The following is an 18,943-nucleotide window of genomic DNA, read 5'->3' as shown; positions in this document are numbered from 1 at the left end:
TTGAGTTTTTCTGGAATTGTAAATATTTTGATCGCGGTCATTATCTTTTCCCTGATCGTCATTTTTCATGAGCTGGGGCATTTTCTGCTGGCTAAGAGAAACGGCATTGCAGTGACAGAGTTTTCCCTAGGTATGGGTCCGAGGCTGATCTCTACAGTGAAAGGAGGCACCAGGTATTCCCTGAAGCTGTTTCCGATCGGCGGTTCCTGCATGATGGTGGGGGAGGATGATGATGACAACAGTGCAGGTTCCTTTAACAACGCCTCTGTGTGGGCCAGAATCTCTGTGGTGGCGGCAGGTCCTATATTCAACTTTATCATGGCATTTGTATGCGCCATGATCATTACCAGTGTGGTAGGGTATGACCCGGCCAGTGTTACAGCGGTGCAGGAGGGTTCAGCAGCGGAAGCGGCAGGACTGCGGGAAGGTGATGTGATCACGGAATTCAATGGAAAGCATATTTCCATAGGCAGGGATCTGAGCCTTTACCAGACACTGCACGGGTATCAGGATAAGGCCATTGATATGAAGGTAAAGCGGGATGGAAAGATCATTGATATTTCTTTTACCGCTGACAGCGTAGAGAAGAAGATGCTGGGCTTCACCTACAGCAGTGAAGGGCCGGCCCAGATCATGGAGATCTACATTGACAGCCCTATGATGAAGGCAGGTCTCCAGGCCGGTGATGTCATAACAGGCATCGCGGGAACAAAGATATCGGATGGTCAGGAACTTCAGACTTATATGGAGGAGCATCCGCTGACAGGTGAGGAGATAACTCTGACTGTGGAGCGCAACGGCAAGGAGCGGGAGGTTACGGCTAAGCCCCAGATGCGTACCGTTGTCAGCAGCGGATTTGCCTATAACCTATACAGAGAGAAGACAGGATTCTTAGGTGTGCTCAAATACAGTGCTGTGGAGGTCCGCTACTGGATTTCCAGTACGGTCCAGAGCCTGGGTCTTCTCATAAAAGGCACATTTTCCGTAAATGACTTATCCGGTCCTGTGGGGATCGTGGATGCGATCGGAGATTCTGTCCAGGAGGCAAAATCGGAGGGGTCTGTCATTTTGGGAATGCAAATGCTGTACTGGGTGATCCTTCTGTCTGCCAATCTGGGCGTCATGAACCTGCTGCCGATCCCGGCACTGGACGGAGGGCGTCTGGTATTCCTCATTATAGAAGCCATACGGGGCAAAGAGGTGAACAGAAATGTGGAAGGCATGATCCATTTTGCGGGATTCGTTCTGCTGATGCTGCTCATGGTGTTTGTCCTGTTTAATGATATTAAAAGGATCTAGCACATCGTTCATTACTGCAAAAAGAAATCCGGAAGGGTTGGGTACAAAGAATCTGTACCCGGCCTTTCCGGATCTTTTTGTTATACCAGTTCCGCGATCCTGGTGACGCCCACGTAAATCTCCTGGATCTTATACCAGGTGGGATAATCCACGATGCCGGTAACGGGCAGGCTGAAAATTCGCTGAAAATCCCGTACAGCCCGCTGTGTGCCCTCGCCGTATATGCCGTCCACAGTTACGGCAGGCAGTGCGGGATAGCCCTGGCGGATGGCATTTAACTGTTCCTGGAGCTGTTCCACCTTGTCGCCTGAGCTGCCGATATCCAAATTGCTTCCCGGCCAGGAGATGGGAATGCCTGCAATCTCCTCAGCAGTGTTGATGTACATGTTGCTGCCGTAGAAATTCCTGAGGATTTCAATGGCGGTGTAGCCCTGGTCGCCCAGATATTTGGAGCCCCATTGTGTCATCCAAATTGCGATAGCCCCTAAATAACTTAAATTTACCTATGAATAGTAATACTGTATATCTAGGCTGTCATTGTCTCTATTATATACTATTTTTGATATGATTGATTGTAAAGATGTACTTTTTTGCTCTATGGTAAAATTAGGAGATGTGACGATATCATATGTCGTTTTTATACGTTCTTTCATTAATGGAGTGTAGTCTTCGGATTCCGGTTGATCAAGCTCGGCTATTTTTTGCGCAATACTCTCCCGCTCTTTTTGAAGCAGTAGCTTGTTTTCGCGGTATTCTTCTAAACTATCAATGCCATTTTGATAGGCTGTTTTGATTCGCTTTTCTTTCATATCTACTTTATCATACAGCTTTTTTAAAATATCTACTTCACTGTGATTTTGGTTCGATTTTCTTATGATTTCAAAATTTAAATTTTTACTACGTGTTGCATCTTTGAGTGCCTCGAAGAAGACAGGTTCTATTTTGTGGGTGCTCAAAGTAAGGCTTGATAGACATTTTCCTTTTGAATATCCATAGCAGGAATAGTAAAAAGTATCAACCGTTCCATTCTTTTTGTAGTGATTTTTACAAACCATAGTTCGGCCACAGACGGGGCATTTTAATAGCCCACTTAACCAATGGCGGTAACTGGATGTCGGTCTTTTTCCCTTGGGCTTATAGGTGGTGTTATATCGTTCTTGAGCTTTATTGAATAATTCTTCGCTAATTATAGCCTCGTGATATCCTTTAGTAATAACCCACTCTTCTTTTGGCCGAATTTCATTAGTTTCATTTACTGTGCGATTCCAACGGATCATACCGCAATAAGTAGGATTTTGTAAAATGTATTCTATACTGCGTCGCTCAAAAGGTTTATTATGACTTGTTTTATAACCTAATGCGTTTAGGGCACGAGCAATCTCGAATAATCCCATTCCTGCATTAACATATTTGTTAAAAATCATTTTAACAACTTCAGCCTCTTCAGGAACTATAACAGGAGGCTCTCCTTTTCTATCTATTTTATATCCGAGAGGAGGTCGAGCTTGGTATCCTCCTCGAAGCGCTTTTTCCATCATTCCACGTGAAACTTCCCCGGAAAGGCGAATAGAATAATATTCGTCCATCCATTCTATAATTCTTTCAATCAGGCTACCAAAAGGGCCTTCTATAATAGGTTCTGAAACACTAATAACTTCTATATTGCACTGTTTTCTAAGTAAAGATTTATAAAGTATAGACTCTTCCTGGTTTCGGGCAAATCGAGAAAATTTCCATACATATATCACTTTGAAAGGTGCAGGCTTTTGCTTAGCCAAAGAAATCATTCGTAAAAATTCCGGCCGTTTATCTGCCTTTTTTCCAGAGATTCCTTTCTCAACGAATACATAGTCATTTGAAATTATAACACCATCTGTTTTTGCATGATCCATAATTAGTCTTTTTTGCGCGTCCGGAGACAGCTCATCCTGCATATGGGTTGATACTCTTATATATGCAGCTCCAAATTTTGCCTGGCTTATCTTTTTATCATTCATTTCTTTCAAATTTAATCACCCTCAATGTTTTATGTAAAACGCCCCGAACTTTATACTGTTCGGGGCAGAGTATTATTTATCGCCGTAGTGAGTGCGGCATTGAAGCGTCTCAATCCAATTTTATTTTAAAAGTTCATCAATTATAATCTTTAAATCTTTGTAAATACCTGCCTGAATTTCTTGGTTAAAAGGAATGATTGTGGGGGCAGCATCCACCTCATATTGGTATATGGTCGTACGTTGTTTTGCAGGGTCAACGATCCAATATTCCCGGACACCAGACTCGAAATACAGAGTATTTTTGGTGGAGTAGTCCATCTTACGGCTGGAAGGGGAGACTATTTCAATAATGAAATCAGGTGCTCCGCTGCAGCCCTTTTCTGTGAGTTTGTTTTTGTCACAGATAATGCTGATATCCGGCTCAACGTAAGTTTTATCATCTGCAGTCAAATTGACTGCAAATGGGGCAGGATATACCTCACCGGAGCCGTTGTGTGACTTGACATACTGTCCCAGGAGCTGTGTGAATTCAGAAACCAACTTCTGGTGTATACGTCCAGGGGGAGTCATGTTATAGAGCTGACCATCTATTAACTCAGCTCGTTGACCGTCAGGAAGATTGTAAATATCTTCTATAGTATAACTCTTTTCTTTAAATAATGGCATAGCGATAGCTCCTTTCATTTTAATGTATATCAGGAGATATTATTATTTATTACCCATATTTATATCATATCTTGATAAAAAATCAAGGTTACGAGTAATAATAATGGATACCGGATTATTATTTTCTTTGTCAATAATGATCTTTGATATTATCAAAGCTTTCACCTTCTTTTGCTAGAAGCATTTTATTTTCTTTATATTTTCTAAATTGCTGGAATAAAAGTAAATAATGGAAAATAATACAAATTATCTTATAATATTCAAGCGCCCAACCTGTAGAAAGGTGAGTGTATGAAGAAAAAATATATAAATTATGAGAATAAAATGGTTTATGCAATTTATTATCAGTCTGACAATATAATTTACATCAATGTTGACTTCATAGGCACTACACAAATATATTTATTTTTTTAACCTAACAAAAGCAGTATAAATAATCTTAAGGCTGAGGTTGGGTGCTCTAAGCATCTTTCAAATCTATATTATCTAAAGGTGGATATCGCCTTTCAAGTTCTTCAGCTGTTTTTGGACATTTTTCATGTAGTTCACCACCAATTGCTGTCTGATCTACCGGCTTTATAGTAGGGGGTTGCTGTGCTTGGAGTGCTTTAGCAGTATCCAGAATATAATCAGCAAATATTTTTCTTAATTCAGGTTTCAAAAATATAAATTTTTCAATTAAAATGCGGTCAGAATCAGTAAGTGAATTTTGTTGAACAAGAGCATCTATGGCATTATGGGAAATCGGTTTGAACATTTCACCTATACCAAATCGAAGCCATTCTTCGTTAACATTAAATTCTCTGCAGATAGATAGTATTGCCTGATCAGAAATATTTCTTTTACCACTTTCAATAAGTGCTATGGAGTTTTGCTTCAATCCTATTCGTTCTGCGAAAATGGTTTGAGTTAAATCAAGTGTTTTCCTTAGTTTTCTAATACGTTCATTCATGCTTTTTATACCTTCCTATTCTGTCAAGCCTAAATTTATTGATTTTACAGGCTTTGACGATTTTTTTATACCTCTAAAACAGAGCCGATAGTGATGGATATCGTAGTATCATGTACCGAACAGATGAGAAAAGGGTATCGTTTTAAAAGCCTCCTCTTTGTTTGCTTTATAAAGGCTATTTTCCCTCTGATCAACTATGATGATGAATCTTCCGTGTCTATGGGGATCGTGTCCCAACTTCCTTCGTACCATCTACCATACACTGAGTGCTAGCCAAGCTCCTAGACGGGGTCGTGCCCCACGGTAAAAACCGATGCCAGCTACAGCTCTTATTTTTAGTTTGATTGTTACTGACCTTCTTTCACCTATTGTGTGGTACTGATTTAATCAGTGGACGCTATACCACCCAGTCTCCGATATCCTTTCAGTGGCTCGGCAAGGTCCTGGAATGTATTGCTTGTATTCAGTTTTATGCAACTTCCTATGCTGGTACATTTGATGGATGCTTGATATCGTTCAACAGTTTTTGTGGATTATATGTTGTCCCTGTCTTTAAAATACTATAAATCACCCTCAGTATCTTGCACGCTATTACAATCAGTGACTGCATCTTTTTCAGTGGATTTTTGTCGCGTGTCGTATAATACACATGCAGTTGTCTGAACTCATCTGCATGCGCAACTGCAGACTTTGCAGCCTGAAACAGCCAGTATCTCAGCCTTTTGCGTCCTCTATGACTAATTTTAGTCTGCCCTTTCTGTTTACCCGAACTACAGGATACAAGTCCTATTCCACTTAATTTCTGTATTTCTTTCACATCATCAAATCTGCTGATATCCCCCATCTCTGCGAGAATTCCTGCCAGAATATTTTCACCTACGCCATTCTTACTTGCTTTTTTGTCTTTCTTACTTTAGATTTCATCTTAGATACCTCTCGTGTTTTTAGATTTTTACCAACTGTCCTGTCAGTAATAATCTAAATTTACTTGAGGTATTTTTTTGGTCAATTCCCTTTACTCTTTAAAGTATACAGGAAGCTCCTAGAAACAATTATATATTATCAGTATCACTAAGTCAACATAATATTGCATAGTCAATAAAAGGTATTGATAATATTGACCTGAAAATATATAATTATTTCATAATCAATAAATATGATATAGGAGGAGGGATTATATGGAACGAGAAAAAAGTTATACACCGGAACAACTATCAGATGCTGAAAGACTTATAAAAATTTTAAATAGCATCCCGAAAGAAAAGAAGGGGTTGGTTGTCATGATGGCTAATGCTTTTATAAGTGGAATGGAAACACAAGAAGAATTTGATAAGGATACTAAAACAGCATAATGTATAACGGTACGCAAGTTGTACAACCCATAGGTCATACATTGAATAAAGGAAATAGGGGAGTGTTGATTATGACATATAGAAATATTGTAATAATTAACGACAAAGAAGTAGATATAAAAGAACTTACGGAAGAAGAGAGGAAACGCCTTGCAGAATTTTGGAACAGGAGAGCGGCAAATGCAATAGGATATCAGGAAGTTAAATCACCAAAGAAGATTTGCTAAGAGCCATTTGTAAAAGGGTGCCATTACTGGCACCTTTTTACCAGAGGGTGTTACATATTGTTACTAAGAATTATAAAGTCCAAGTGTATAAAGGGGACAGGCTCTTAAAAATCGTCATATAGGAGGATACTAAATGGGAAGTAAAGATCAACAGGATTTGGATACACGGAAGAAAAGAGAGGATTTGTTACCTGAATTGACAGAGAAGCAATACAGCGATCTTACCCTGATGGGATTGCGTGCTGGATTACATAATGCGAAGGAACTGATTCAGTCCATTATAGGTGATCTGACTGGCTGGCAGGGAAATGGCAGTGATGAAGAGTATTTTGCTTCTCTCTGGTATGAAAGAACGTATGCGGTAACATTGGATTCTTTTATGCCGTGGCGTTATCACGTATATAACTATGATTATGATATCCAGGAATTATCGGAGAATGCGGAGACATTGGAGGAGGTCTGCAGGCAATATGGCGAAGAATGCAGATGTCATGGTGTGGATCCAGAGAGCTGGGAGGAGATTTTAAAGGTTAATCAGGAACTTTTGCAAGAGCAGGAAGCTGGTTTAGAGGTGCTTGAACAAAAAAGACATACTATGAATATGGGAAGTATAAAAAATGGACCCAACAGATAAACACTTCCAGGCCCATACATCCACAACATCATTTTAATTGATGGTAAGCGTTTGTTCAAGGATTATCGTTATTATATTAAATATTTATTGAGGAGCATACCGATGGAGAAAAGCAAAAAAGAATGCGTATTGTCAAAGATATATGGTTTTAAACCGGAAGAGATATTAACGGGAAATAATGGGTACTGGGATATAGAGCAGTACATGGACGATGAAATGGTCTATCAGGCACGGATACTGCCAGATCAGGATACTTACATATCAGTCTTTACAAGGGATAAGTTTCCGAAAATGGTCGCTGAATATAAATATGAAACTGAACCTAGAAAGAAACTGGCAGAAAAGAATGAGGAGCATCTCAGGAGAGATGTAAGAAAAGGACATTAGAAAAAATGAGGTGTTTTTATTATAGGAAAGATAAGTGTACAAAATTTGGAAAAAAAGATATATGTCGATTTGATTGGGGAGCTCCTCATTGTGCTTTGGCTCCAATCTTTTCTAATAGTCGCCCTCCAGTTCAATGGAGCCATTGATCCCAATCCCCATTATGCAGTATCTTGGCTTTAAATGCAGAGCATACACATAAACCGCTTGTATTTAACTCTCAGCAATGGGTAATAGGATATCCAATAAACAGAAAATCCGGCTTCTGGTTCGTAAAAATAAGAGAATGGTCCTTAATGTCATATTCTTTTCTTCTACTGTCCGCTGCCGCAATTTAGAAAAATATTCTAATGTGGCATATCCCTCCTTTGGTGAAATCATGCGCCATTGCACAGGCCGCTGATACTGCAGCTGGCTCACAGCTGTAGTATCAGCGGCCTGTGATTATATTTTTTAAAATTATAAAAATCCATACTGTTTCCGATATGGAACATGCGCTCAAAAATAGCACAATATACTTATTATTCTACAATAGACGCAGTTTCTGATAAATACTTTCTTAATAAGTTTTTTCCGATTTCCTGGCTTTTAAATAAATGACTGCCCAACTTTTTTACAGGCATAATACCCAACAGAGAATTTGTCAAAAACATCTCATCATAATCTGGTATCATATCAGGAGTTAAAATCCGTTCCTTAATTTTGCAGGAATCATATACATATCTTCGTATAATTCCCGGCAGCATGCCGCAGGACATCGGTGGTGCGATAATGTCCTTGTCCTTTACAAAAAATATATTGGTGGTAGCGCCTTCTGAAAGTTCTCCTTTTGTATTCAAAAATATTGGTTCCTGAATTCCCCTTTTCCTGAAGCTTCTTTTTTCCATTACGCAATCTCCATAATTCAAAGTTTTGTGATAGGTCAGAGGAGAGGTTTCATTACGCCGAACAGCAGAATACTCTGTATTAAATCCTTTTTCATAATCTTTTTTATGGTATGTATTTGGCCTGGTGGAAATAAGGACATTTTCTTTTGAAACTGTAATTTTTAATACTTTACTTCCCTTTTGCATATCTTGCTTTTTTAAGGTATTTTTTACTTCCCTCCTTATTTCATCCATAGATATATTCGTAAGATTTAAAAATTTTAGAGTATTTAAAAGCCGATCATAGTGATGCGACAGAAGTATAGGAACGCCATCTTTAACTGCAATTGTTTCAAAAGCACCAATTCCAAAAAAAAATCCGTCATCTGCTATTATCATTTTTATATCCATTCCTTTCGCCTCGCTCAGGCACAAAACGTCATGAAAACACTTTCCATGCCGAGCATTTTGTGTTATAGTAAATTCAATAATTAGGCATTCCGGTATCAATGGCTGATGCACCCAGCCGTTATGTATTGATATGCAGGTGGCCTTTTTCCAAAGGTGGGAATACCGTATAAAAACTTTTGTCATTATTCATCACCAATAGCTTCCAAAATAGCCTTTGCTTTCTGCAGGGTTTCTTCATATTCAAATTCTGGATCAGATTCACAAGTAATCCCTCCTCCAACGCCTATATAATAGGTATCATTTTGATAAACAGCGGTACGTATAACAATATTAAAATCACAATCTCCATTAAAAGAAAAGTACCCGATAGAGCCGGTATATAAATTTCTTCTATCATGTTCCAGTTCATCGATAATTTCCATAGCACGTATTTTGGGAGCACCAGTAATAGAGCCGCCTGGAAAAGTAGCTTTTATTAAATCAATAGCCTTAAGTGTTTTCTTCATTTTACCGATAATAGTAGTAACTAAATGAAACACTGTAGCATAAGTTTCTACTGCAAAATGCTCCGTTACTATCACGCTTCCTGGTTCACAAACATGATTTAAGTCATTCCTTTCTAAATCTACAATCATCAGTAACTCACTACGGTCTTTGGAAGATTGTTGTAATTCTAATTTTAACTGTAAATCTTCTTTTTTTGTTTCTCCGCGCTTTCTGGTCCCTTTGATTGGTCTTGTTTCTATATTCCCATTTTTCACCTGCAAAAAACGTTCTGGTGAAGCACAGGCAATTTGATAATCTCCTCCTTGAAAAAAGGCACCAAAAGGAGCTGGATTATATACACGCAAATAACGATAGACATCATAAGGCCTTTTCTGACTGTATATTTTTAATTGTTGTGTCATATTTGCAATGTAAATATCCCCCTCTATGATATATGAAATCATTTTTTCAATGGCCTTTTTGTACTCTTTCTTTGTAAAATTTGGAGAAAATAACGCAAGTTGTTTGTTTTTACCAGGATTTAGAGAAGGATTACAAGATTTAATTTCTTTTTCCAATTCTGCAATTGCTTTTTTCGCATCTTTAGTTTCTCCTTTTGCAGTGATATAAAGTGCTTTTTCTTTTTTATCATCAATAATTAAGAAATCATAAAATGCAAACATAGCTTCCGGCATATGGATTTCTTTTTGATGACGGGTAGAAATATGTTCAAACTTTCTTCCATAGTCATACGAAAAGTAACCAATTGCACCGGAAACCAATGGTAATCTCGTCGGATTTTTTTCTTGATATTTTTGCAAGGCATTTTTCATTCCATATTCAAAAGTTTCAAACTGCGGTTCATCATTTTTATAAAAAACCCCATCCTCTTCTTTTAATATCAAATAAGGCTCTAAGCCGATAATCGAAAATTGCCCCAGTTGATTTTCAAGAGAAGAATCTAAGAAAACAGCCATTTTTCTATTTTTAAATTGCTCAAAAATATCTTCTGATTTCACATAAAAATTCAATTTATGAATTTTGGTTCTCATTTATCTTCCACCATCCTTTGCATAATTCAATATAATTTTGAAGTATTTCGTGACCATATTCAGTTAACACAGCTTCTGGATGAAACTGCACACCAAAAATAGGGAATTCTTTGTGATGGATACCCATAATTATTCCGTCTTCTGAGCTTGCATCTATCTCCAATTCATCAGGAAAACTTTCTTTACTGATAATTAAAGAGTGATAACGGGTTACATTGTAATGTGATGGAAGTCCTGCAAACAATTCTTTTTGATTTGTCACTATTTTAGATACTTTACCATGCATCGGTTTTATTCCCTTTTGAACGATAGCCCCAAACACATGACCTATAATTTGATGTCCCAGGCAAACACCTAAGATTGGAATTCTGCCCGCCATTTTATTAACAATTTCTTTGCAGTTCCCACAGTCATCAGGGTTTTTAGGTCCCGGTGATATAATCAATCCTTCAATTTTCTTAAGGGATAATAAATCTTCAATTTCTCCTACAGAAATTTTATCATTACGCACTAACGCTACTTTTTCCCCTAATTCTTCCATATAACATACAATATTGTACACAAATGAGTCATAATTATCTATCATCAAATACATTTATTTTTCCTCCAAAAAAACTGCCAAAAAAGTCCTTTCAAGGAATTTTTTTGGCAGTCTTCCAATTTTCTGGGCACACCGATTATTGAGATAATTTATTATATCAGATTTATACTAACTTGTCTATTCTTTCTCATGTACAGATTTTGCCAGCGCCTTAATTTTCTATTAGGACGCCAGATCCGAATACAGGCCTGTCTTGTATGGGTTGCGTTTTGTCTTTCTTATATGCTGAATCATATAGATAAATTAGCAAGAAGTGCAAGAAAGCTTACCACAACCGTTGTGTTGAAGGCTGTCATTCTGGAAAGCCAACACGGTCTGGGCAAACATGTATCACAGCACCAGTGTATGGGCCCTGTGCTGCAGGCGTTGAAGACCCTGGCGCAGTCCCGGCACTTTACAATGCCAGGCACTACGCATACCTCAAGATATCTGGACACAACACCGGAAAGCTATCCCACATCCCAAGTTATCCGTTCAACCTCTTCGGCCCCTTTTATTAGAATCTGGTGTATGTTTCATAATTTCTGTAATATCACTTTCCCCCCGATTTAACAGCTTATAAAGTGTTGAAGTGTAAACGATTTTGTTTTGTCATAATCGGGTTGATTGTCCTCTACTTAAATGATATTCACTAATCGCCGCATTTGGGTCATTCCAAAATAAAATATTCTTCTCAGATGGAGATTTTCTTTCCTATGATGAAGAAATACGAAGAGAAGCATTGATACATATGACAAACCAGTTCATAAGAAACTTTTAAACAATATAGTGATTGAAATTGATAATTGCTTTCCTCTTGAAATTTTAATGCTTCAGAATAACTTGATGCAGAGCGAAATCCATAAGCTGTATGAAAAACTGGAAGAATACGGGAATCGTCTGATGGAATATAAAGAGTGCTTTGAGATCATGGGGAAAGACCGCAACAGTTATTCCAAGATGGAGGTGGAACCCTAAAAACCGGGATTAACCGACAGCCCCTATACCATTATTATATAGGGAGCCGTCTATCCAATTAGCACTAAAGTTAAGGTGTACCTTCCTCCGGATTAATCATGAAGAGATTGTTACCCGAGGACACTTATCACGTGACCGTAGGATTTGTCCTTTCAAAAGCAACCATCCTGTCAGCATATTTTTGCAAATCCATTCATCTTATAAAAAAATGTCCGTGACAAAAAAGAAAATTGTTGTGCAAGATGCACAAAAGACTGAATCATAATTTGTAAAAAAGTAAGAAAAGCCTTATTATTTATAAAAACACAAGAAAAACCTTTGACATTTAGATGTGAAAGGAGTATATTTAATGCATTAAAGCAAAAACGTTTTTGAAAGCTATAATTGTAGGTGATCATATGGCAGTTTCTATTAAAGATGTGGCTAAAAATGCCGGTGTATCTGTAAGTACAGTTTCAAGAGCCTTGAATGGTTATACGGATGTAAATGAAAAAACGAGAAAAAAGGTTCAAAAGACAGTACGCGAATTAGGATATGTGCCAAATCAAAGTGCTAAGAATCTATCCTCTAAGTCAAAGAGAAATATGGCATTGATTATATCTGATTTGTATAAAAATGATAGAATGGATGAATTTACCGGCAATATACTCAGGGGAATTTATGAGTATGTGAATGAAAGAGGAACCACTGTAGCAACTTATGGAATCAGCACGAAAATGCAGAAAGAAAAACTTTTGGAAGATATGTGCAGTGAATATAGTCTTTCGGGTGTTATTATTATGGGTATGAAAATACAGGATGAATATTTAATAGAAGCCGGTAGACTTGATATTCCCTGTGTTGCGATTGATACAGCGCTTCAAGGGGAAAATATTGCTACTGTGATGACGAATGATGAAGCAGCTTTTGAAGAGATCACAGATTATGTGTTGGATCAGGGACATAGAGAGGTGGTTTTGATAAAAGGTAAAGAAGATGCGGAAGTAACACATAAACGTTACCTGGGATTCAAAAGAGCCGTTGAAAAGCATAGAATAGATATAAATGACATAGGAATATTTGACTGCCATTTTAATGAGGCAAAGGCGTTTGAAAACACAAAAGCATACATAGAAAAATATCAAAAAACAAGAGCTACCGCATTTATCTGTATGAGTGATCTGATGGCTCTTGGTGTCTGCCGAGCAGTAAGTGAGTGTGGATACTCTGTACCAGAAGATTTTTCTGTAACGGGATTTGATGGACTTTATACCCTGGACTATATAAAACCGGGAATTACCACCATAAACCAGAATATCAGGGAAAAAGGATATGTGGGGATAAAAGTTTTAAATGATATGTTGAATGGCGAAGTGGTTTCTGACAGGATATTTGTTCCTCACAAACTTATTGTCAGAGATTCAGTAAAGAGATTAGATATTTAAAAAGCAGCAGAGCCTGCTTTTTAAAATATAATTTTCCAAAAACGTTTTTGGAAATAGAAAATCAAAAAAGTAACAGCATTGGTATTGGCGTCTGTTATGGTGCTTAGTCTGACGGCATGCGGCGGCAACAAAAATGAAACGTCAGAAGGTGGAGAGGCAAAAGAAAGCAAAGGAGTTATCGAATTAAAGTTCCCAACATATCTTGCTGGTGAAAATGTGGGAGCAACTTTCTTTCTTCCTGAAATAGAGCGTTTCAATGAAAAGTATGAAGGAAAGTATAAAATTACAGTTGAAGAAGTTCCTCAGGCCTCTTATGCAGATAAAATCAAACAGCTTGCCCAGCAGAATAAGCTTCCTGTTCTGGTGCATGCTCCAGGTTCAGGCGGTATTGATACGCAGTGGTTCAAACAGGTTGTACTGGCCAATGACATGGCATACGACTTGACAGAATTTGCAGAGGAAAACTCAGATATAGCAGCAAACTGGGTTCCCGAATCAAGGGAATTTTGTACAGTAGATGGTAAATTAATTTGTAAACCAACGAGCGTGCTCAAACCTGTAGGCCTTTATTATAACAGTTCCATGTACACCCCGGAAAAGGATATCAGGGATATGACGGTTGATGAATTTGTGGACAGCTTGGGAGACAACAAGATGGCATTCATGACGGCAGAAAACGGCTGGACGACAGCCTTAATGCTGACAGCTCTGATCGCAAACGAGGAGGGCGGTGTTGAACTGCTGAACAGTAGTGTGAATGATAAACTATGGGATTACTCTGCTCCTGCTTTTGTAAACGGAGTTGCAAAATTGCAGACAATACTTCAGAATAATGCGTCATCGAATACTGTGGGTGCAGCATATGCCGACGCAGCAAATGCATTTATGAGCAAAAATGCGGCAGTCATTTGTAATGGTTCCTGGATGGCACCTGAATTTGAAGAAGGCTCAGCAGATAAATGGAGCAATGGTTTTAATGGTGAAGATGTAAAAGCAACCATTTATCCCGGAAATATTGCATTCGCAAACTCCAGCTCATACGGGGAATTCTGGATAGCCAATACAGCAACTGATGAAGAGAAAGAAGCGGCAGAGGCATTTCTTGCATTTCGTGATTCCCAGGAGGAAATCGAGAAATTGGTATTGACAGAAGGCGGAATTGCTCCTCAGCTTACCTATTCGGACAACTTTTTGGCAGAGCTGAAAAAAACTACTTTGTTATATGAATTATCTGAAAGTATGAATGATGAAACAACCTATTGCGCAAGTCTTGGGGATGTATTCCCTGCATCTGTAGCTGATACAGAATTTGGCAAGCTGCTTCCAAAACTCATTGACAACACACTGACACCGGAAGAGTTCTGTGATGAACTTACAAAGAAGGCAGAGGAAGCAAAACAGTAAAATTTTGAAAGAGGGCAATAGGAAAAGAGTAATATTTTAGATTGCTGCCTGTAAGGAAACAAGCTGTCCCAAGGGATTTTACGTTTGAGACAGCTTGTTTTAGAAGAAAGGAGAGAAAATTTTCGGTGAAAAAACAAAAAGTTAAAATCAGTAAGCTGGAAAGAAGAAATTATAAATGCATATATCTTTTTCTGCTTCCATCCCTTCTGATTTTTCTGATATTTTACCTACAACCCATTATTACCGTATTTTATACATCACTGACAAAGTGGGACGGATTTAATGCACCGGTTTTTGTTGGTTTAAAAAATTACATAGATATGTTTACAAATGATGCATTCCGTATCTCTCTGAAAAATATACTTTTGTGGTCCCTGATCGCAGGAACGCTTCATGTGGGATTCGGCGTTTTGGTCGCGTTCATCCTGTATCACAAACCAAAGGGATGGAAATTCACTCGTGCAGTATTTATGGTGCCTAACGTTATCTCTGCGGCGGCGTGGGCCATGATATACAGATTTATTTTCAATGATGACATGGGTATTTTGAACAACATTATCCGAAAGATCAATCCGGATTTCCACATACAGTGGTTTTATGAATCGCCGTATGCATTCTGGGCGGTTACATTTACCTGGTTATTCTATGCGGTTATTGTCACGCTGATCGTACTGAATGACCTGATGGCTATTCCTGAAGAATTGACAGAAGCGGCAAAGGTGGATGGTGCAACGGGCTGGCAGATTACACGTATGATCCATCTTCCACTCTGCCGGAATGCTATTGGTACAGGTGTGATATGCTCCATTACTTCCCGTGTAGCCATGTATGAACAGATCGCGCTCACCACGGCCGGAGGCCCCGGAGATGATACCATGAACCTTCCAATCATTTTGGTAAAATCTATTCAAGATCTGAAATACGGCTACGCCAACGCCAATGGTGTGATCATGTTTATTCTTGGACTGGTTATCTTGGCCATGGTGAACAGGGTGTTTAAAATGAACGAAAGTGTTTATTAAGGAAGGAGTATCATCATGGAAAAAATAAAAGAGAAGATCATTAAAATTTTTATGTATACAGTAATGATATTCACAGTTATCGTATCTGTTTTTCCTATTATCTGGGTTATCATGTCTGCCTTTAAAACAAATGCTCAGATTTTATCAAGTCCCTTTTCACTGCCTACTAGTATCAAGTTTGATGCTTTTGTGTATATTTTTGAAAAGTATAATTTTGTCCAATACTTTATTAATTCTGCACTGATCTGTGTGGTATCAACAGCTGCTTCCCTTGTGGTTTTTGCGATGGGCGGTTATGTAATAGCAAAATTCAGATTTCCTGGAAAAAGTCTCATCTTTGCACTGTTTACCATCACTCTTCTAGTTCCGGCACAGTCTAAGGCCCAGCCGTTGTTTTCGCTGGTCATGAAGTTAAATCTGTATGATAATATCTGGGGAGTTACGCTGGTATACCTGTCCATGGGGCTTGCCATGTCTATGTTTATTTTGAAATCAACCTTTATGGCTATTCCAAAGTCACTGGATGAGGCGGCAACTTTGGATGGTGCGGGATTTTTCACTATATTCTGGAAGATAAATTTTCCACTGGCAAAAAGCGGTCTTGCCACCGCAGGGATTCTGATGTTCCTGAATAACTGGAATGAATATTTCTATGCATCCCTGCTTACTTCTTCTGACAAGAACAGAACACTGCCACTGGCACTGCAGTTTTTTACGGAATCATTCTCTTATGACTATACAAAATTATTTGCTGCCCTGACAATTGTCGTACTTCCTGGCATTCTTCTATATGTATGTGCACAGGAGCAGGTACAGGCATCTGTGGCGGCTTCAGGGGTAAAAGGCTAATATAGAAAGAGGGTAAAGTCGATTTATGAATATGATGAAATACGATGCAGGAACCGGTGAACTGAAAAACTGGCTGATTCAGGAAAACACTTTTGATGAGAGATATCTGGGAAAATGTGAAGCGATTTTTGCCCAGGGAAATGGTTATCTCGGTGTCCGCAACGCTTTGGAGGAGGCTTATACAGGAGAAGTAAGAAATACATTTATTACAGGAACGTTTAATAAAGCTTCCAGGGAAGAAGTGACAGAGCTGCCAAATGCTGCGGATATGACTGGTATGACAATTATGATAGATGGCCATGAAATTAATCTGTCTCAGGGAGAATTGAATGCATATAAAAGAACTATGAACCTGAAAAATGGGGAGGTTATCCGTGAATTTACATGGACAAGTCCATCCGGTGTGACTATAAATGCCCGGTTTCAGAGAATTGTATCGCTGGCGGATGAACATCTGATTGCAGCAGCCCTATGTTTCTCAGTGGATAAAGACGCAGCAGTGAGCATTGAAACGGGAATAGACGGCAGTGTGACAAACAGCGGTTCTCAGCATTTCAAAGACCTGAAAAGAAGAATTTATGAAGCAAGGGACATGCAGTATCTGGCAAGGACCACAGAATCCGGAGTTTGGTTTGCACAGCACGCAGCATGTGGCTTGGATACGGATGCAGAGGTAATTCCTATTATGGGAAGAAGAACCCTGATGAATAAATTTAGTTTCAAGGTGCCGGCCGGGAAATGGATTCATTTTGAGAAGATTTCGGTTCTTCATACCTCCCGTGACAAGGTATATGAAGGCACGGATGCGGTAAATATTACGAAAATGCTGAAAAAGGATGGCATGACAGCTTTGAAAGCCGCATTTGCCAAAGGCTATGAAGTGCTGAAGCAGGAAAGTGAAGACAAATGGAAAGAATACTGGAAGAAAAGTGATATTCTCATTGAAGGAGATGCGGATTTTGATCAGTTGGCAGTTCGTTTCGCGTTGTATCACTTAAATATTATGGTAAAGCATGATGATAATCGTGTGGGAATCGGAGCAAAAGCCCTTACGGGAGAAGGGTATAAGGGTCATTCCTTCTGGGATACAGAGATGTTTATTCTTCCTTATTTTACCTTTACAAGGCCACAGACAGCAAGAACACTGCTGGAATATAGATATAGAAATCTGTTTGGAGCTCACCTAAAAGCCAGAGAATACGGGTATGAAGGTGCCATGTACCCTTGGGAATGTGCATGGATTGACGATGGTGAGGTGACTCCATTATATATCGGAGCAGATGTTGTTACAGGAAAGCTGACCAAATGCTGGACAGGGATTATTGAACATCATATTACCGCAGATATCGCTTATGCAGTGGAACAATATTACCTGGTTACAGGTGATAAAGAATTTATGGAAGATTACGGCTATGAAATTATTCTGGAAACGGCACTGTTTTGGACAAGTCGGTTACAGTACAATGCAGAAAAGGCTAGGTATGAGATCCTTGATGTTATCGGGCCGGATGAATATAAAGAACATGTGGACAATAATGCATATACAAACTATATGGCTGCAAACAATATGAGCCAGGCTCTTAAAATTATTGCTCAGCTTTCGGAGGAGGATTCGGAATCATATCGAAAGCTGGATGAAAAATTGAATCTTTCTTATATCAAAGAAAAGATTGAAGCATGTATTGATAAGATTTACCTTCCAATCCCCAATGAGGATGGGATCATCCCTCAGTCTGATCAGTTTCTGAGTTTAAAAAAGCTGGATCTTACGAAGTATAAGAACTCCGATGAGGTGCTGACCATTTACAAGGATTTCAATACGGAACAACTGAATCAGTATATGGTTTCTAAACAGGCAGATACTGTTATGCTGCTGTTTCTTCTGGATTCTTTATTTGATCAGGAAATAAAACGTAAGAATTTTATTTTTTATGAAGATAAGACTCTTCATGATTCCTCTTTGAGTAAATCTACACATGCAATCCTGGCAAGTGATTTCGGTCTGGAAAAAATGGCATATGACTTGTATGAGGGAGCATTGGCCATTGATTTGGGAACACAGATGAAATCTTCCAACGAAGGAATCCATAGTGCATCCGCAGGCGGCATATGGGAGAGTACGGTAATGGGATTCGGTGGTGTGAGAATGGAGGGTGAACATATGCACATTGCTCCAAAACTGCCGAAAAAATGGAATAGGCTTGTATTTCCGTTATGCTTTAAGGGAAATTCTTTAATAGTCAAAGCGGGTCATAAATCAGTGACGGTAGAAAACAATGGGAAAAAGGATGTTGTGATCCTTCTTGGAAAAGAAATGGTGACAATAGCAGCAGGGCAGAAGGTTAAAAGAAATCTATAGG

17 protein-coding genes and 2 pseudogenes are annotated in these 18,943 nt (G+C 38.7%); 11 read left to right on the top strand and 8 right to left on the bottom strand.

The window, feature by feature from the left end; all coding sequences use genetic code 11:
- The gene (rseP, locus tag BLCOC_RS17525; RefSeq protein ID WP_018596331.1) at positions 1–1,299 is read left to right on the top strand and encodes an RIP metalloprotease RseP; all 1,299 of its coding nucleotides are present in this window, start codon (positions 1–3) and stop codon (positions 1,297–1,299) included.
- A gap of 80 nt (positions 1,300–1,379) precedes the next feature.
- On the opposite strand, the pseudogene BLCOC_RS17520 reads toward rseP, so the two are convergent.
- From BLCOC_RS17520 to BLCOC_RS17500, 5 genes and pseudogenes are all read right to left on the bottom strand, one after another.
- A pseudogene (locus BLCOC_RS17520) lies at positions 1,380–1,769 on the bottom strand (peptidoglycan-binding domain-containing protein); the annotation flags it as partial.
- A 33-nt stretch (positions 1,770–1,802) separates the two neighbouring features.
- The gene (locus BLCOC_RS17515) at positions 1,803–3,296 is read right to left on the bottom strand and encodes a recombinase family protein (RefSeq protein WP_115625434.1); all 1,494 of its coding nucleotides are present in this window, start codon (positions 3,294–3,296) and stop codon (positions 1,803–1,805) included.
- Positions 3,297–3,416: 120 nt separating this feature from the next.
- Entirely contained in the window at positions 3,417–3,962 is a 546-nt protein-coding gene (locus tag BLCOC_RS17510) for a Uma2 family endonuclease (RefSeq protein WP_115622906.1), read from the bottom strand.
- 460 nt (positions 3,963–4,422) lie between these two features.
- On the bottom strand, positions 4,423–4,914 hold the full coding sequence (locus BLCOC_RS17505) for a helix-turn-helix domain-containing protein (RefSeq protein WP_018596326.1): 492 nt from the start codon (positions 4,912–4,914) through the stop codon (positions 4,423–4,425).
- 481 nt (positions 4,915–5,395) lie between these two features.
- Entirely contained in the window at positions 5,396–5,758 is a 363-nt protein-coding gene (locus BLCOC_RS17500; protein WP_018596325.1) for a transposase, read from the bottom strand.
- Between the two features lie 334 nt (positions 5,759–6,092).
- Here BLCOC_RS17500 and BLCOC_RS17495 point away from each other — a divergent pair, with 334 nt between their 5' ends.
- From BLCOC_RS17495 to BLCOC_RS17480, 4 genes are all read left to right on the top strand, one after another.
- Entirely contained in the window at positions 6,093–6,266 is a 174-nt protein-coding gene (locus tag BLCOC_RS17495) for a hypothetical protein (RefSeq protein WP_018596324.1), read from the top strand.
- Positions 6,267–6,337: 71 nt separating this feature from the next.
- Positions 6,338–6,493 carry a hypothetical protein gene (locus tag BLCOC_RS17490; RefSeq protein WP_154659386.1) on the top strand — a complete coding sequence of 52 codons (156 nt, stop codon included), beginning with the start codon at positions 6,338–6,340 and terminating at the stop codon, positions 6,491–6,493.
- Positions 6,494–6,626: 133 nt separating this feature from the next.
- Positions 6,627–7,127: a hypothetical protein gene (locus tag BLCOC_RS17485; protein WP_115622905.1), complete on the top strand. Its 501-nt coding sequence runs from the start codon at positions 6,627–6,629 to the stop codon at positions 7,125–7,127.
- Positions 7,128–7,229: 102 nt separating this feature from the next.
- Positions 7,230–7,514 (top strand): hypothetical protein, encoded by a 285-nt coding sequence (locus BLCOC_RS17480; RefSeq protein ID WP_018596320.1) that lies wholly within the window; start codon positions 7,230–7,232, stop codon positions 7,512–7,514.
- Positions 7,515–8,032: 518 nt separating this feature from the next.
- Here the strand turns inward: BLCOC_RS17480 and BLCOC_RS17475 are convergent.
- From BLCOC_RS17475 to BLCOC_RS17465, 3 genes are all read right to left on the bottom strand, one after another.
- The gene (locus BLCOC_RS17475; RefSeq protein ID WP_018597352.1) at positions 8,033–8,788 is read right to left on the bottom strand and encodes an aminotransferase class IV; all 756 of its coding nucleotides are present in this window, start codon (positions 8,786–8,788) and stop codon (positions 8,033–8,035) included.
- Between the two features lie 182 nt (positions 8,789–8,970).
- On the bottom strand, positions 8,971–10,326 hold the full coding sequence (pabB, locus tag BLCOC_RS17470; protein ID WP_018597353.1) for an aminodeoxychorismate synthase component I: 1,356 nt from the start codon (positions 10,324–10,326) through the stop codon (positions 8,971–8,973).
- Entirely contained in the window at positions 10,307–10,921 is a 615-nt protein-coding gene (locus tag BLCOC_RS17465; protein ID WP_115622904.1) for an anthranilate synthase component II, read from the bottom strand. The genes pabB and BLCOC_RS17465 overlap by 20 nt, the downstream gene beginning before the upstream one ends.
- 750 nt (positions 10,922–11,671) lie before the next feature.
- Between BLCOC_RS17465 and BLCOC_RS27635 the strand changes: the two are divergent.
- From BLCOC_RS27635 to BLCOC_RS17435, 6 genes and pseudogenes are all read left to right on the top strand, one after another.
- A pseudogene (locus tag BLCOC_RS27635) lies at positions 11,672–11,878 on the top strand (IS1182 family transposase); the annotation flags it as partial.
- A gap of 404 nt (positions 11,879–12,282) precedes the next feature.
- Positions 12,283–13,308 (top strand): LacI family DNA-binding transcriptional regulator, encoded by a 1,026-nt coding sequence (locus tag BLCOC_RS17455; RefSeq protein ID WP_115622903.1) that lies wholly within the window; start codon positions 12,283–12,285, stop codon positions 13,306–13,308.
- A 96-nt stretch (positions 13,309–13,404) separates the two neighbouring features.
- Positions 13,405–14,712 (top strand): ABC transporter substrate-binding protein, encoded by a 1,308-nt coding sequence (locus BLCOC_RS17450; RefSeq protein ID WP_115622902.1) that lies wholly within the window; start codon positions 13,405–13,407, stop codon positions 14,710–14,712.
- Positions 14,713–14,837: 125 nt separating this feature from the next.
- The gene (locus tag BLCOC_RS17445) at positions 14,838–15,734 is read left to right on the top strand and encodes a carbohydrate ABC transporter permease (protein ID WP_115622901.1); all 897 of its coding nucleotides are present in this window, start codon (positions 14,838–14,840) and stop codon (positions 15,732–15,734) included.
- 15 nt (positions 15,735–15,749) lie between these two features.
- Positions 15,750–16,583, top strand: coding sequence for a carbohydrate ABC transporter permease (locus tag BLCOC_RS17440; RefSeq protein ID WP_115622900.1), 834 nt, complete (start codon positions 15,750–15,752; stop codon positions 16,581–16,583).
- Positions 16,584–16,608: 25 nt separating this feature from the next.
- Entirely contained in the window at positions 16,609–18,942 is a 2,334-nt protein-coding gene (locus BLCOC_RS17435; RefSeq protein WP_115622899.1) for a glycoside hydrolase family 65 protein, read from the top strand.
- Position 18,943: the final 1 nt, after the last annotated feature.

Origin of the sequence: Blautia coccoides (assembly GCF_034355335.1) — a bacterium.
Lineage (GTDB): Bacteria > Bacillota > Clostridia > Lachnospirales > Lachnospiraceae > Blautia > Blautia producta.
This window is presented reverse-complemented; position numbering and strand designations above follow the sequence as displayed.